We start from the raw sequence: 15,437 nt of genomic DNA, 5'->3' as shown, positions 1-15,437 counted from the left end.
CCGGGTCGCCGTCGCGGGTTGCGGCAAGCGTGAACCGGGGCCGACGTACCAGTCTGCCAGGACCGGCCGCATCTCCCAAAACGGGGGTCGGGCCGAAGGTATTCCCGGGCTACCTCACCACGCCGTCGGCCTCGCCGGTGGCGGCGTCCTCCGTCGCCGACGCGGGGATCGGCAGGTCGTCCCTGAGCGCCGTCCAGACCTGGCGGGAGGCTGCCTCCAGCGGGACCACGCGGTTGGGGTCCCGGGGGTCGTACTCGACCGGCAGGGTGATCATGTGGACGTTCTGGGCGCCGATGCCGGAGAGGCCCTTGGCGAAGCCCATCAGCTCCTGGACGGAGTCGAGTTCGGAGTCCGGGGTGACGGCCTTGGTGGCGGCGTCGGCGAGGTCGAGGAGCTTCTTCGGGTCGGTGAGGACGCCGACGTCCTTGACCTGCTCGATGAAGGCCTTCATGAAGGCCTGCTGGAGCTGGATGCGGCCGAGGTCGCTGCCGTCGCCGACGCTCTTGCGGGTGCGGACGAGGCCGAGGGACTGCTCGCCGTCGAGGGTGTGGGTGCCGGGTGCGAGGTCGAGGTGGCTCTTGGAGTCCTTGATGGCCCGCGTGGTGGTGATCTCCACGCCGCCGAGCTCGTCGATGAGCTTCTTGAAGCCGGTGAAGTCGACCTCGATGTAGTGGTCCATGCGGATGCCGGACATCGCCTCGACGGTCTTCACGGCGCAGGCGGGGCCGCCGACCTCGTACGCGGTGTTGAACATGGCCCGCTTCTCGCCGGGGACGGTGCCGCCCTCGCCGTCGGTGCAGGCGGGCCGGGTGACGAGGGTGTCGCGCGGCAGGGAGACCACGCTCGCCTTCTTGCGGCCCTCGTAGACGTGGACGACCATCGCGGTGTCGGAGCGGGCGCCGCCCTCGTCCTTGCCGTAGGCGCCGTTGTCGCCGGAGCGGGAGTCGGAGCCGAGGACGAGGATGTCCATGGAGCCGTTGTCGACGTTCTCGGGGCGGGCGGTGCCCAGCTGGGCGTTGATGTCGACGCCCTGGATGTTGCCGTCGAGCTTCAGGTACGCGTAACCGAGGGCGGCGCCGCCGAGCACGAGGACCGCGGCGGCCCCGGATATGAGGATCGGCGCCTTCCGGCGCTTGGCCTGCGGCTTGCGTCGACGGCCGCTGCCGCCGCGCCCCGCGCCGCTGCCGTTCCGCTCGGTCATCGTCCCCCCTCGGGCCCTCGGTTCACCTTCTGTGACGGCGATGCACCCGAAAGGGTTGCACGGCATCCTGTGAGGTTTCGCCGGGCAACGCACCGCGCCCACCGTGCGGGGCACGGTGGGCGCGGTGGTTCACGCAGGTCACGACGGGGTTACGGGCGCGGGGCCCGACTGTCGTCGTGTGACGCGGCTCTCACGTCAGTCGTTGTTGCTCGCTCCGGGCGTCGTCTTCTGGATCTGGAGCAGGAACTCGCCGTTCGACTTCGTCTGCTTCATCTTGTCCAGGAGCAGCTCGATCGCCTGCTGCTGGTCGAGCGCGTGCAGCACGCGACGCAGCTTCCAGGTGACGGCGAGCTCGTCGGCGCCGAGGAGGATCTCCTCCTTGCGAGTGCCGGACGCGTCGACGTCCACCGCCGGGAAGATGCGCTTGTCGGCGAGCTTCCGGTCGAGCTTGAGCTCCATGTTGCCGGTGCCCTTGAACTCCTCGAAGATCACCTCGTCCATGCGCGAGCCGGTGTCGACCAGCGCGGTGGCCAGGATGGTCAGCGAGCCGCCGTCCTCGATGTTGCGCGCGGCACCGAAGAAGCGCTTCGGCGGGTAGAGCGCGGTCGAGTCGACACCACCGGACAGGATGCGGCCGGAGGCCGGCGCCGCGAGGTTGTACGCGCGGCCCAGGCGGGTGATCGAGTCGAGCAGGACGACCACGTCGTGACCCAGCTCCACGAGGCGCTTGGCGCGCTCGATGGCCAGCTCGGCGACGGTGGTGTGGTCCTCGGCCGGGCGGTCGAAGGTCGAGGAGATGACCTCGCCCTTGACCGACCGCTGCATGTCCGTGACCTCTTCCGGACGCTCGTCGACCAGGACGACCATCAGGTGGCACTCGGGGTTGTTGTGCGTGATCGCGTTGGCGATGGCCTGCATGATCATGGTCTTGCCGGTCTTCGGCGGGGCCACGATCAGACCGCGCTGGCCCTTGCCGATCGGCGACACGAGGTCGATGATCCGCGTGGTCAGCACGCCCGGGTCGGTCTCCAGGCGGAGCCGGTCCTGCGGGTAGAGCGGGGTCAGCTTGTTGAACTCCGGGCGGCCGCGGCCGGAGTCGGCGGCCATGCCGTTCGCGGAGTCCAGGCGGACCAGCGCGTTGAACTTCTCGCGGCGCTCGCCCTCCTTCGGCTGACGCACCGCGCCGGTGACGTGGTCGCCCTTGCGCAGGCCGTTCTTGCGGACCTGGGCGAGGGAGACGTACACGTCGTTCGGACCGGGCAGGTAGCCCGAGGTCCGGATGAACGCGTAGTTGTCGAGGATGTCGAGGATGCCCGCGACGGGGATCAGGACGTCGTCGTCGGCGACCTGCGGCTCGCCGGCCTGGAAGTCGTCACGGCCACGACGGCCGCGGCGGTCGCGGTAGCGGCCGCGACGCCCGCGGCGACCGCCGGCCTCGTCGTCGTAGTCGTCCTGCGGACCGGCCTGCTGGCCGCCCTGCTGACCCTGGCCCTGGCCCTGGACCTGCTGGCCCTGACCCTGGCCCTGGCCGCCCTGGCGCTGGCGCTGGCCGCCCTGGCCACCACCCTGCTGCTCGTCGCCCTTGGCACGGTCGCGCTGACGGTCACGGCGGTCACGGCGGTCGCCGCGCTCCCCGCGGTCGCGACGGCCGCGGCCCTCGGCGCCGTCGACGGCGGCCTCGGCCTGCGCGTCGGCCTTGGCCTCGGTGCGGACCTCGGTCTTGACGACCTGGGCGGCCTCGGCCTTGGCCTCGCCCTCCGGCGAACCGGCGGGGGCGGTGGCACGACGACGACGGCGCTCACCGGCCGGCTGGTCGTCGGAGGCCGGCTGGCCCGGGATGTCGATCTGCTGCGGGGCGACGGCCTTCTCGGCCTTCTCCGCCTTGGGCGCGGCGGCCTCGGTGGCGGTGTCGCCCGTGCGGGCCTTGGAGGTGGCGCGGCGCTTCGGCTTGGTGTCGGCGGCGGCGTCGGCCTTGGCCGGGGCGGCGGCCTGGGATCCCCCGGCCTGCGCCTCCTTGATGACCTCGATCAGCTGGCTCTTGCGCATCCGCGCGGTGCCCCTGATGCCGAGGCCCGACGCGACCTGCTGCAGCTCGGCCAGGACCATGCCGTCGAGGCCGGTGCCGGAGCGGCGGCGCCGTGCGGTGCCGCCGGTGGCAGCACCTGCGGCGGGCGCGGCGGTGTCGACACTGTTGTCGGCAGTCACGCCCATCAGATCGGTGGTGTCGCTCACGAAGGGTCCTTCCCTGGAGCGGACGTCGGCCATCTGGCTCGGCGACCGGTTGTGCTGTCCGGCAGCGGTCCTGGCTTGTGGACCGTGTCCGGGGCGGTGGTCCCGCCGGGTACGGCGGAAGGGAGAAAACGTGCTGTGGGTCCGGCCCGAGCGCCCCCTGCTCGGCCCTCACGCAGAAGAGCGAGGGGTGTCGTGCCGGTTCCGGAGCGTGCTCAAAACTGCTCAGGCAGGCTGCTCAGGCAGTTGAGGAGGCTCTCGGAAGAATGGTGGTCCCTGATGGGGACTCTCCGCACCGCTCCACAAAGAGGTCGGGTGCAGACTTGAGGTTAACACTACCGGCTCCAACAAACATTCCCCCTCTCCCTCACCGGCAATCTCGTGTCCGGAGCACGACGGGGGACGCTGCCCGGCGCCCCCGCCGCCGCGCCCTAGGGCGCCAGCGGCAGCACGACCGCTCCGGACGCGTCGAGGTCGAGCCGGTTCGCGGCCCAGCCCTCGCCCGCCAGTCGGGCGACCTTGTCGGCCGTCCCGTGTTCGGCCAGCGCGAGCACCGTGGGGCCCGCGCCGGAGATGACCGCGGGGACGCCGTCCGCCCGCAGCCGGTTCACGAGGGCGATGCTCTCCGGCATCGCGGGGGCCCGGTACTCCTGGTGCAGCCGGTCCTCGGTGGCCGACAGCAGCAGCTCGGGGCGGCGGGTCAGGGCCTCGACGAGGAGGGCGGCGCGCCCGGCGTTGGCCGCGGCGTCCACGTGCGGGACGGTGCGCGGCAGCAGTCCGCGGGCGGTCTCGGTGAGTACGGGCTTCCCGGGGACGAAAACCACCGGAACGATGGAATCGGAAGGGTCCATCCTGATCGCCCGCGCGGCGCCGGACTCGGTCCAGGCGAGCGTGAATCCGCCGAGCAGACAGGCAGCGACGTTGTCGGGGTGCCCCTCGATCTCGGTGGCGAGTTCGAGGAGGGCGGCCTCGTCGAGCTTGGCGTCCCCGCCTATGGTCACGGCGCGGGCGGCGACGATGCCGGCGCAGATGGCGGCCGAGGAGGAGCCGAGGCCGCGGCCGTGCGGGATGCGGTTGGCGCAGACGACCTCGAGGCCGCGGGGCTGCCCGCCGAGCAGGTCGAAGGCCGTGCGCAGGGAGCGTACGAGCAGGTGCCGCTCGTCGCGCGGGAGCGTCTCGGCGCCCTCACCGGCGATGTCGACGTGCAGCCCGGAGTCGGCGACCCGGACGACGACGTCGTCGTAGAGCCCCAGCGACAGGCCGAAGGCGTCGAAGCCCGGGCCGAGGTTGGCGCTGGTGGCGGGGACGCGCACCCGTACGGCGGCGGCGCGGAACGCTGGACCGGCCATCGCTCGTTGACTCTCCTTGATTGCGGCAACAGACATCTGGAACAGCGGGTGGGGCTTCGCACAACGAGCGCGGAGGGCGACGCACCCGAAAACCCGGGGGCCGTTTCGGCCACGGAGGCGACAACGGCAACGACACCGCGCATATGCGTCGGGGCGGGTTGGGTACAGCCTATCGAAGGAAGGTTCTGTGGCGACATAGGGCGCACAGGAGGCGCACGATGCGTGTCGCGAGCCAACCTGTGCGCCTATGTACGTTCCTGATCGGCTGTCGATCAGGGCTTTCCCCGCACAGGGGGGTGAGATCAGGCCAGACCGAGGCGCTCGGCGGCGGCCGCGGCGTCGACCGGGACGGTGACCGGCTGCGGCGCGCCGGCCACGGCCCAGTCGGGGTCCTTCAGACCGTTTCCGGTCACGGTGCAGACGATCCGCTGACCCGGGTCGACCTTGCCCTGGGCGGCGGCCTTCAGCAGACCGGCGACCGAGGCGGCCGAGGCGGGCTCGACGAAGACGCCCTCCTGCGCCGCCAACAGGCGGTAGGCCTGCAGGATCTCACGGTCCGTCACCTCGTCGATGAAGCCGCCCGACTCGTCGCGCGCGGCGATCGCGTAGTCCCACGAGGCCGGGTTGCCGATGCGGATCGCGGTGGCGATCGTCGACGGGTCCTTGACGACCTCGCCGCGCACGAGCGGCGCGGAGCCGGAGGCCTGGAAGCCCCACATGCGCGGCCGGTGCGTCGCGAGACCGTCCTCGGCGTACTCGCGGTACCCCTTCCAGTACGCCGTGATGTTGCCGGCGTTGCCCACGGGGAGCACATGGATGTCGGGGGCGTCGCCGAGCATGTCGACGATCTCGAACGCGGCGGTCTTCTGGCCCTCGATGCGGACCGGGTTGACCGAATTGACCAGCGCCACCGGGTAGTTCTCGGAGAGCGAGCGGGCCAGCGTCAGGCAGTCGTCGAAGTTGCCGTCGACCTGGAGGATCTTCGCGCCGTGCACCAGGGCCTGGCCCATCTTGCCGAGCGCGATCTTGCCCTGGGGCACCAGGACGGCCGACACCATGCCGGCGCGGACCGCGTAGGCCGCGGCCGACGCGGAGGTGTTGCCGGTGGAGGCGCAGATGACGGCCTGCGCCCCCTCCTCCTTGGCCTTCGAGATGGCCATGGTCATGCCCCGGTCCTTGAAGGAGCCGGTGGGGTTGGCGCCCTCGACCTTGAGGTGCACCTCGCAGCCCGTGCGCTCGGAGAGAACCTGAGCGGGGACGAGCGGCGTACCGCCCTCACGGAGCGTGACGACCGGCGTCGTGTCCGTGACCGGAAGGCGGTCCCGGTACTCCTCGATGATGCCGCGCCACTGGTGGGTGCCCTTGTCGGTCATGGGTCCTTACTCCCCTTCAACACGCATGATGCTGGCGACACCGCGCACGGTGTCGAGCTTGCGCAGCGCCTCGACGGTCCCGGAGAGGGCGGCGTCGGGCGCGCGGTGGGTGACGACGACGAGGGAGGCCTCGCCGTCCTTGCCCTGCTGGCGCACCGTATCGATGGATACGCCGTGCTCGGCGAAGACCGTCGCGACCTGGGCGAGGACGCCCGGCTTGTCGGCCACGTCGAGGCTGATGTGGTACCGCGTGACGACCTCGCCCATGGAGCTGACGGGCAGCTGGGTGTACGCGGACTCGCCGGGGCCGTTGGCCTCGTTGAGCTTGTTGCGGCACACGGCGACGAGGTCGCCGAGCACGGCCGACGCGGTCGGCGAACCGCCGGCGCCGGGGCCGTAGAACATGAGGCGGCCGGCGGCGTCGGCCTCGACGAAGACCGCGTTGTACGCCTCGCGGACGGAGGCCAGCGGGTGGCTGAGCGGGATCATCGCCGGATGCACGCGCGCGGTGACGGACCCGCCGTCCGCGGCCCGCTCGCAGATCGCGAGCAGCTTGATGGTGCAGCCCATCTGCTTGGCGGACGCGAAGTCGGCGGCGGTGACCTCGGTCATGCCCTCGCGGTAGACGTCGTCGAGGCGCACGCGCGTGTGGAACGCGATCCCGGCGAGGATGGCGGCCTTGGCGGCGGCGTCGAAGCCCTCGACGTCCGCGGTCGGGTCGGCCTCGGCGTACCCGAGGGCGGTGGCCTCGTCGAGCGCCTCGGAGTAGCCGGCACCCGACGTGTCCATCTTGTCGAGGATGAAGTTCGTGGTGCCGTTGACGATGCCCATGACCCGGTTGATCTTGTCGCCGGCGAGGGACTCGCGCAGCGGCCTGATCAGCGGGATCGCACCCGCGACGGCGGCCTCGTAGTAGAGGTCCTGGCCGTTCTTCTCGGCGGCGGCGTACAGCGTCGCGCCGTCCTGGGCGAGCAGCGCCTTGTTCGCCGAGACCACGGACGCGCCGTGCTCGAAGGCGGTGGTGATGAGGGTGCGGGCCGGCTCGACGCCGCCGATGACCTCGATGACGACGTCGATGTCGCCGCGTTTGACCAGGGCGGTGGCGTCGGTGGTGATCAGCTCCGCGGGGATGCCCTCGCGGACCTTGTCCGGGCGGCGGACCGCCACGCCGGCGAGCTCGACCGGGGCGCCGATGCGCGCGGCGAGGTCGTCGGCGTGCGTCGTCATGATGCGCGCCACCTCTGAGCCGACCACTCCACAGCCCAGCAGCGCCACCTTCAGCGGACGCGTACGCATCATCCGACCTCGTTTCTCGTACTTCTGTTGCGTATCTCTACGGTGGGAACCAGTCTCACTCACCGGACGGGGGTTTCCGCCCCTCGTCCGGATCCTGAGACATCGATTTCATCACTCGACTATTTCACCACGCGACTATTTCGTCAGCCCACGTCAAGGCGCAGGAGATCTTCCTCCGTCTCGCGCCGCACGATCACCCGCGCCTCGCCGTCGCGGACCGCGACGACGGGCGGCCGGAGCGCGTGGTTGTAGTTGCTGGCCATCGAGCGGCAGTACGCCCCCGTGGCCGGCACCGCGATCAGATCGCCGGGCGCCACGTCCGAGGGCAGGAACGCGTCCCGCACCACGATGTCGCCGCTCTCGCAGTGCTTGCCCACCACACGGGCCAGCATCGGCTCGGCCTCACTGGTCCGCGACACGAGACTGACGCTGTACTCGGCGTCGTACAGCGCGGTCCTGATGTTGTCCGACATGCCGCCGTCGACGCTCACGTACGTCCGCAGCCCTTCGAGCGGCTTGATCGTGCCCACCCGGTAGAGCGTGAAGGCCGTCGGCCCGACGATCGCGCGGCCCGGCTCCACCGAGATCCGGGGCGTCGCCAGCCCCGCGGCCTCGCACTCCCTCGCCACGATCTCGTTCAGCGCCTTGGCGATCTCGTGCGGCTCGCGCGGGTCGTCGTCGGAGGTGTACGCGATGCCCAGGCCGCCACCGAGGTCGATCTCCGGCAGCTCCACCCCGTGCTCGTCCCGCACCTCGGCCAGCAGCTGCACCACACGGCGGGCGGACACCTCGAAGCCCGCCATGTCGAAGATCTGCGAGCCGATGTGGGAGTGGATGCCGATCAGCTCCAGGCCGTCCAGCTTCAGCGCCCGCCGCACCGCCTCCGCCGCCTGCCCGCCGGCCAGCGCGATGCCGAACTTCTGGTCCTCGTGCGCGGTGGCGATGAACTCGTGCGTGTGCGCCTCGACGCCGACCGTCACCCGGATCTGTACCCGCTGCCGCTTCCCCAGCGACTGCGCGATGTGGGCGACCCGCACGATCTCCTGGAACGAGTCGAGCACGATCCGCCCGACCCCGACCTCCACGGCCGTACGGATCTCCTCCTCGCTCTTGTTGTTCCCGTGGAACGCGATGCGCTCGGCGGGCATCCCGGCGGACAGCGCCGTCGTCAGCTCACCACCGGAACACACGTCCAGGTTCAGCCCCTCCTCCTTCAGCCACCGCACGATGGCCCGGGACAGGAACGCCTTGCCCGCGTAGAACACGTCCGCGTCCTTGCCGAACGCCTCCGCCCACGCCCGGCACCGCGCCCGGAAGTCCGTCTCGTCCAGGAAGTACGCCGGCGTCCCGAACTCCTCGGCCAGCGCGTCGACGCCGATCCCCCCGACCGTCGCCACCCCCCGCTCGTCCCTCGCGACGGTCCTCGACCACACCTTCGGGTCGAGCTCGTTCAGATCCGCGGGCGGCGCGGAGTAGTGGCCCTCGGGAAGGACATCGGCGTGACGGGGGCCTGCGGGGTGGGCGGAACGGCTCATGTGTCTGCTCTTTCAAATCCGATCGGGTGCGCTGATGCCGAGCACGGACAGGCCACCGGCAAGCACCGTCCCGGCGGCTTCGGCAACCGCCAGCCGGGAACGATGGGCGGCCGAGGGTTTCTCCCCCCCGAGCGGCAGCACCGCGTACTGGAACCCGAGCAGCGCATCCGCCACCACTTCCAAGTGCCGCGCCACCCGATCGGGCGCCCGAAGCCGCGCGGCGGCGAGCAGGACGAGGGGGTGGTCGGCGAGGGCGGAGAGGAGGGCGCGCTCGTACGCGTATACGTTCTCGTGCGCGTTCTCGTGCGCGTTCTCGTGCGTGTACGTGCGCTCGTTCTCGCGCTCGCGCTCGTGCGCGTACTCGTTCTCGTTCTCACGCTCGTACTCGTACGCGGGGGTGACACCGAGCTGCTCGCCGTTGACCAGCAGCCTCCGCACCCGCGAGTGCGCGTACCGCACCCGGAACAGACCGTTGCGCTCGTGCTGGACGAGGAGCGGCGCGCCCTCCAGGGACCGGTCCTGCGGCGCGGCCCGCAACAGCGACCACCGCGCGGCGTCGACCCCGAGCTCGTCCACCGCGTACGCCCCGGGACGCACGTACATCCGCTCGTCACCGCCGCCGTACGCGGCGTCCGCCCCCTGGCTCCTCAACAGCCCCACGACGGTCTCGACGACGACCCCGGCCCGCGCCTCGCTCACCTCGGCGAAGCGCACGCGGCTCCCCGCGAGGGCGGTGCCGTGCCCGTACGCACTCCCCGCACCAACGATCGCGCGGACCAGCCCGCGCCTCACATCGCCCCGAAGAGTGAAGTTCAGAAACCCGGGCCCGGTGATCTCCACACCCGCGAGCCCCGGCGCGTCCCGCAGCCGCTCCTCGATGATCCCGGCGACTTCGAGCCCACTGCGCCCGGCCGGCCGCGCGAGCGTCAACGCGATATTGCTCGCGTACTCCCCCGCACCCCCCGGCCTCGCCCTCTCGACCTTCACCGAGGACGGCACCTGGACCCGCAACGCACCGTCGTCGACCGCACGCCGCACGGCGTGCAGCACGGTCAGGGACAGGTCCGCGGGGGTCACGCTCCCAGCCTAGGGGAGAAGGGGGGGCCCCACGCGAACCGGTTTCGCCATCCGGTCACCCACACCCACGACCAGCAACCTTGCGGTCCGCTGCGCCGGGGGACGGGGTGCGTCACTCGGGTCAGGGGACGGGGTGCGTCACTCAGGTCGGGGTACGGGGTGCGTCACTCGGGTCAGGGGACGGGATCTCGCACGCACACCGGAGTACGGGCTCCGACGAGTCACTCCGCCTCGGTCCGGCCCCGGCCACAGGCCCGGCCTGGCCACGGACCCGGCCCCGGTTCTGGCCTGACCCCGGCTCTAGCCCTGGCCCTGGCCCCGGTTCTGGCCTGGCCCCGGCCTATCGTCCGAACTTGTCCAACAGTCCGGCGGTGTCCTGCCTCCCGCCGGAGGCCTGGTCCGGTGACTGGACCTGGGGCTGCGCCGGGACCGGGGCCAGGACCGAGGTCGGTGCCGGGGGCGGGGCCGGGGTCGGCGCCTGGTCCTGCCATGTGGACGCACGTTCGCGCCCACCGCCGGAGTCCTGCCGGACCTTCCCACCGTCCGGCCCACCGCTCGATTCCTGCCGTACGCCGGCTGCGGCCGGCTCCTCTCCCCCGTCCTGCCCGTTCGTTTCCCTCCGCTCTCGTCGCTCGCGATGCATCAACTGACGCACCACGCGCACGAGCTCGGAAGGCTCGAAGGGCTTCGCGAGAAAGGCATCGACACCGGACACGGCCCCGGCGGCCGCATCGTGTTCTCCGCACGCACTGATGATCGCCACCGGCAGATGACTGGTCCGCGGATCCGCCCGCAGTCGCTCCGCGGTCCTGATCCCGTCCAAGCGGGGCATGACGACGTCCAGGGTGACGACATCAGGACAAACCCGATGCACGACATCCAGACACTCGGCACCATCGGCCGCGGTCACGACCTCGAACCCCTCGAGTTCGAGATTGACCCTGATCAACTGCCGGATCACCTTGTTGTCATCGACAACGAGCACCCGACCGGACATGCCTGACACACCCACGAGAGTAGGACCCGCCCACCAGCTGCGTCCGGGTTTTACCCACTTCTGACCCGTGCGAGGGACCCCACCCCCCATGACACCCCCGAAATCCCTGTTCACAGGCACACCCCCCAAGCTGGTAGGGTTCTACCCGTCGCCACAACCACAGCGACGAACGCCCCCGTAGCTCAGGGGATAGAGCAACGGCCTCCGGAGCCGTGTGCGCAGGTTCGAATCCTGCCGGGGGCACTCCAGCTCGGACAGCCTGATCAACCCGCTGACCTGCTGAAGTGCCGAAGATGAAGGGCCGGACTCAGTCTCACTGAGTCCGGCCCTTCATCGTTGTGTGTCACTGGTCGCGAGTGAGTGGTGCGTGAAACGTTCGCCACTCATTCGCCAGCGCTCTCAGAGCGGAAAACGCCCTCGCCGCCTGACCGACAAGGTCATGATGACGGGATGAGTAGCGGACAGCGTGTGGTCGTAGGCGCAACGGCTCTCCTCGTCGGAGTCCTTGCAGGTGTGTTCTCCCTGGTTACTTGGGATCGGGCGGGTCAGATCGCCGGGGTGGCTTCCGCCCTCGTAAGCGTGGCCGGGCTAGGGACAGCAATCTGGGCGTCGATGAGCGGTGGGCGGAGCCGGCAGATCAGAGTCACCGCGACTGGGGCAGCCAAGGCCAGGAATGGAGGGAACGCCAACACAGGCATCCACGACGCGGGAGCCACACACGGCGAAGTGTCCGTCGAGCGAACCGGCGATGCTGAGGGGGACGGCGGAGAAGCGAACACTGGCATTCGTGTGCAGTAGGTAAGCGCACGGCGCATCACTTGCCAAACGTCGCAGCCCGGTCGCTCCGCATCATGAGGAGCAGGAGAGGAGGTGGGCCCAAGTGGGGTCGCCACCGCAGAGGTTGTCTGCCAAGGGAACAGGCCAAGCAGAGGCGAATGGGGCCGGCGCCTTCGCCAACTCAGGCATTGTCGTCAACATCAACGTTCCGGCTCGCCGGTCGGCTCAGGCAGGCTACCTACACCAGGTGCGACGACTGGGGGCAGCCCACTTCCAAGGTCGCCAGGATGAGCTTGCCCGGATGTCGTTGTTCTGTACGGTCCCAGACGGAGCTGCGTACTGGCGGTGGCAAGCGCCAGCATGGGCCGGCAAGACCGCTCTCATGGCGCACTTCGCCCTCCATCCGCCCGCGGGAGTCGAACTAGTAGCGTTCTTCATCACCGCCCGCCTGGCCGGTCAGAGCGATCGCAGCGCCTTCTGTGAAGTCCTACAGCGCCAGCTGTACGCCATCCTCGGGGAAGAAGAGCCGCCAGTAACCGAGCACACTCGCGATGAGCAACTCCTGACCGCTTGGGAACGCGCGGCCGAGCGGTGCGCCGCCCAAGGTAACCGTCTCATCGTGCTGGTCGACGGCCTTGATGAAGACCGAGGCGTTGTTGCTGGGCCCGAGAGCTACAGCATTGCCGCGCTGCTGCCCTCCGAGCCGCCTCATGGCTCACGCATCCTCATCGCGGGACGCCCTCACCCTCCGGTACCAGACGATGTCCCTAAGGGTCACCCGATTCGCAGCCTGGTCAACGCCCATGCGCTGGCTGTCTCGAAACATGCTGAGGCAGTGCGGCGCGACGCGGAAGCCGATCTCTTACGACTACTGCAGCCCGGCACACTAGGTCACGAACTGCTTGCTTTGATCACGGCCGCTGGTGGTGGACTCAGCTCAGCAGACCTAGCGCACCTGGCTCACACGACGCCCCGCATGGTGGAACGACACCTGTGCACAGTGACCGGGCGGGTCTTCCGAACTAGCAAGTCGGCTTGGCAGCCTGTGGGGCAGGCACCGGATACAGGCGAGGACGTCTACCTCCTGGGCCATGAAGAATTGCAACAGACCGCGCTATCCCTTATATCGGCTACTGAACTCAGCGAGTTCCGCCAGCGCCTTCACACATGGGCCGATCGCTATCACTCCCAGAATTGGCCGCCAAATTCACCTGATTACCTCCTCCGCGGGTATCCAAAGGTTCTCCGGGAAACCGGCGACCTCAGACGTTTGATCTCACTGGCGACCAGCGAGCACCGGCACAGGTGCCTGAGGAAAAAATCGGGCACAGATCTAGCGGCACTCACCGAAATCGAGTCGTCCTTCGATCTAATGGCGAACACCGATGGCGTCAGCGCAACGCTTTTGAGGTCTGCTAGCCAGCTCGCATTTCACCGCGATTCCCTCCACGAAAGCAACAGGTATCTACCTGACGAGTTGTTCTCCCTGTGGGCTCGATTGGGCATGGTCGAGCGAGCAGTAAATCACGCATTTGCGCAAGATTCCCGCGACCGGACAATTGAGGCACTTCTCTCCATCGGGGACACCATGCATGAGATGGGAGAACTTGACAGCTTTCTGTCACTAATTAACGAAGCGTACGGCCTTACTCTTTCCGTACCCGACCCAAGTGACCAGGCATATCATTGTGCCGCGATTGCACACGCCTACATAAGGGGCAAGGATTCCTCTAGAGCCGCACGACACGCACAGGAGGCCTCCGACCTAATCGCTTCCATCGATCCGATTGACGCAGACAACGAGACCCATGCGCTCATTTCTAGAGCATTCGCGCACCTCGGCGATTGGGATCTCGCAGCAAGCCAGACCGAAAAAATCGTCGGAGAGGAGGAACGCGCCCACACAGTCGCGTCTATCGCGACCATTGCTGCACGTTTGGGGGACCTGCAACGTTCAACTGAGATCACCTACGAGATAGTAAATAAGCCCCAGAGAGCACGTGCCTTGGCGCAGATTGCCAAAGAGTTCTATAAGGCAGGGCTCCCTGCAAAAGCATCGAAGCTGATTCGGGATGCTATCGCCGCGAGCCGCTCGATCGAGAATCCAAACAAGAAAGCTCATTCGCTAGCTGCCACCGGTGAGGCACTGATAGACGCAGAGCAGCTTGACTGGTCCGCTGTCGTCACAGACGAAGCCTACAATGTGGCACTTTCTGCACCAGCAGACAAGAATCGCACATTCGCCCTCTCGGCTGTCGCGCAAACTTTCGCGAAAGCACGATACTTTGGCCACTCCGCAGAAGTCGTCAACAACATGGGCAACGATTCCTGGCAAGCGATGACGCATGCATACATCGCAGAGGAAATCGCGTCATCTGGCGACTACGAGAAGGCTACTTCAGTTGCCAAGGAAATTGGCGACAGTCAGCAGCGATCCAGAGCTCTCAGCGCGGTAGCTAAGGAGCTTTCCAAGGCTAAGAGATGCGATGATGCTCTAGATCTCGCAAGTGGCATCGAAGATCAAAGGCACAGGGTGGAGGCGATGATTGAAATCGCTACCGAGATCGCCAAGTCGGGTGATCTCAGTCGGGGTCTGCGACTCGCCGACGAAATCACTGACCTTAGTCGCTCTCTGGGTCAGAACGTAGCCGATGACCCCTGGGCCCTGAGCGATATCGCGCTGGCGCTCGCCGAGTCCGCATCGCCAGATGATGCATTGCCGGTAATTGACAGGATGAACAAGCACGCGGAGACTCCAAATCTGGACCCCACGATACGGAACAAGATAATTGATTTGGCCTCAGAGGCCACGGCCTGGACGAGTCACTCCGAGAAGGCTCTCGAGCAAGTGCGCCGGTTGAAAACATCTCACAGAAAGGCCTTCGCTCTCGCACACATCTCATCCATCCGCGCCCGATCGGGTGATATTAGTGTTGCGGATCAGCTTGCCGACGAGGCTGTCGCGGCCTCGCGGGCGCTAAGCAAACCAAAGGTCCGATCCACTGCTCTAGCGGCGGCCGCGCAGGCTACAGCAGAGGCAGGCCAGAAAGAGCGCGCCCTCCACCTCGCCGAAGAAGCCGTCAAAATCGCGCAGGCCCTAGCCGACCCAGAAACACATTCAGTGGTTCTAGCGGCCGCCGCACAGGCTACAGCAGAAGCAGGGCAGAAAGAGCGCGCCCTCCACCTCGCCGAAGAAGCCGTCAAAATCGCGCGAAGTCTAACCGACTTGGAAGTTCAAGCTCATGTAATGACGACCGCGGCAAAGACTTTTTGCAAGATAGGAGAATTCCACTCTGCGCGAGATATCGTCTCATCTCTCACCGAATCTGACCTTCGAGCAGAATCCACCTTCGAGGTGGTGCAAGACCTCTCCGAGATAGGTGAGTTCCATCTCGCAGCACAACTCGCCGCCTCACTAGCGTCACCCGACGTGCAAGCTAAAGCGCAGTGCGCAATCGCTGCGGAGGCCGAGAACGCCAGGAAAGCATTGGTGTCTGCACTGCGACTTTGCCGCTGGCGAGATCTCGCATGGCTTCTTGGCAAAATAAGCCCAGGAGACCTTATCCATATTTACGAACGCCTCACGCGCGAGAGTCGTTAGCC

10 protein-coding genes and 1 tRNA gene are annotated in these 15,437 nt (G+C 68.0%); 2 read left to right on the top strand and 9 right to left on the bottom strand.

Features of this window, described 5'->3' with window-relative positions; all coding sequences use genetic code 11:
* Positions 1-109: 109 nt before the first annotated feature.
* From ACIQFX_RS32970 to ACIQFX_RS32935, 8 genes are all read right to left on the bottom strand, one after another.
* Positions 110-1,201: an LCP family protein gene (locus ACIQFX_RS32970; RefSeq protein ID WP_402470829.1), complete on the bottom strand. Its 1,092-nt coding sequence runs from the start codon at positions 1,199-1,201 to the stop codon at positions 110-112.
* Positions 1,202-1,396: 195 nt separating this feature from the next.
* Complete coding sequence (gene rho / locus ACIQFX_RS32965; protein WP_402470828.1) at positions 1,397-3,433, bottom strand: transcription termination factor Rho; 2,037 nt, start codon at positions 3,431-3,433, stop codon at positions 1,397-1,399.
* Between the two features lie 428 nt (positions 3,434-3,861).
* Positions 3,862-4,779: a homoserine kinase gene (gene thrB, locus ACIQFX_RS32960; RefSeq protein WP_376485080.1), complete on the bottom strand. Its 918-nt coding sequence runs from the start codon at positions 4,777-4,779 to the stop codon at positions 3,862-3,864.
* Positions 4,780-5,081: 302 nt separating this feature from the next.
* Positions 5,082-6,152, bottom strand: coding sequence for a threonine synthase (gene thrC, locus ACIQFX_RS32955; protein ID WP_367822041.1), 1,071 nt, complete (start codon positions 6,150-6,152; stop codon positions 5,082-5,084).
* Positions 6,153-6,158: 6 nt separating this feature from the next.
* Positions 6,159-7,451, bottom strand: coding sequence for a homoserine dehydrogenase (locus ACIQFX_RS32950; RefSeq protein ID WP_402470825.1), 1,293 nt, complete (start codon positions 7,449-7,451; stop codon positions 6,159-6,161).
* A 140-nt stretch (positions 7,452-7,591) separates the two neighbouring features.
* Positions 7,592-8,983, bottom strand: coding sequence for a diaminopimelate decarboxylase (gene lysA, locus ACIQFX_RS32945; protein ID WP_402470822.1), 1,392 nt, complete (start codon positions 8,981-8,983; stop codon positions 7,592-7,594).
* 12 nt (positions 8,984-8,995) lie between these two features.
* Positions 8,996-10,060 (bottom strand): ArgS-related anticodon-binding protein NrtL, encoded by a 1,065-nt coding sequence (gene nrtL, locus ACIQFX_RS32940; protein ID WP_402470819.1) that lies wholly within the window; start codon positions 10,058-10,060, stop codon positions 8,996-8,998.
* Positions 10,061-10,400: 340 nt separating this feature from the next.
* Positions 10,401-11,057, bottom strand: a complete 657-nt coding sequence (locus ACIQFX_RS32935) for a response regulator (protein ID WP_402470997.1) — start codon at positions 11,055-11,057, stop codon at positions 10,401-10,403.
* 171 nt (positions 11,058-11,228) lie between these two features.
* Between ACIQFX_RS32935 and ACIQFX_RS32930 the strand changes: the two genes are divergently transcribed.
* Positions 11,229-11,300 (top strand) — tRNA-Arg (locus tag ACIQFX_RS32930).
* Between the two features lie 1,021 nt (positions 11,301-12,321).
* Here the strand turns inward: ACIQFX_RS32930 and ACIQFX_RS32925 are convergent.
* The gene (locus ACIQFX_RS32925) at positions 12,322-12,546 is read right to left on the bottom strand and encodes a hypothetical protein (protein WP_402470817.1); all 225 of its coding nucleotides are present in this window, start codon (positions 12,544-12,546) and stop codon (positions 12,322-12,324) included.
* Positions 12,547-12,879: 333 nt separating this feature from the next.
* Here ACIQFX_RS32925 and ACIQFX_RS32920 point away from each other — a divergent pair, with 333 nt between their 5' ends.
* Complete coding sequence (locus ACIQFX_RS32920) at positions 12,880-15,435, top strand: tetratricopeptide repeat protein (RefSeq protein ID WP_402470814.1); 2,556 nt, start codon at positions 12,880-12,882, stop codon at positions 15,433-15,435.
* The last annotated feature ends 2 nt before the right edge of the window (positions 15,436-15,437 follow it).

The organism is Streptomyces sp. NPDC093089, from assembly GCF_044754405.1.
Lineage (GTDB): Bacteria > Actinomycetota > Actinomycetes > Streptomycetales > Streptomycetaceae > Streptomyces.
The sequence above is the reverse complement of the archived record's forward strand: the minus strand, read 5'-3'. Positions and strand labels throughout refer to the sequence as shown.

Coding starts and splice junctions, on each gene's coding strand:
- ACIQFX_RS32970 (WP_402470829.1), bottom strand. CDS start 1,201: ATGACCGAGCGGAACGGCAGCGGCGCGGGGCGCGGCGGCAGCGGCCGT.
- thrB (WP_376485080.1), bottom strand. CDS start 4,779: ATGGCCGGTCCAGCGTTCCGCGCCGCCGCCGTACGGGTGCGCGTCCCC.
- thrC (WP_367822041.1), bottom strand. CDS start 6,152: ATGACCGACAAGGGCACCCACCAGTGGCGCGGCATCATCGAGGAGTAC.
- ACIQFX_RS32950 (WP_402470825.1), bottom strand. CDS start 7,451: ATGATGCGTACGCGTCCGCTGAAGGTGGCGCTGCTGGGCTGTGGAGTG.
- lysA (WP_402470822.1), bottom strand. CDS start 8,983: ATGAGCCGTTCCGCCCACCCCGCAGGCCCCCGTCACGCCGATGTCCTT.
- ACIQFX_RS32935 (WP_402470997.1), bottom strand. CDS start 11,057: ATGTCCGGTCGGGTGCTCGTTGTCGATGACAACAAGGTGATCCGGCAG.
- ACIQFX_RS32925 (WP_402470817.1), bottom strand. CDS start 12,546: ATGAGGCGGCTCGGAGGGCAGCAGCGCGGCAATGCTGTAGCTCTCGGG.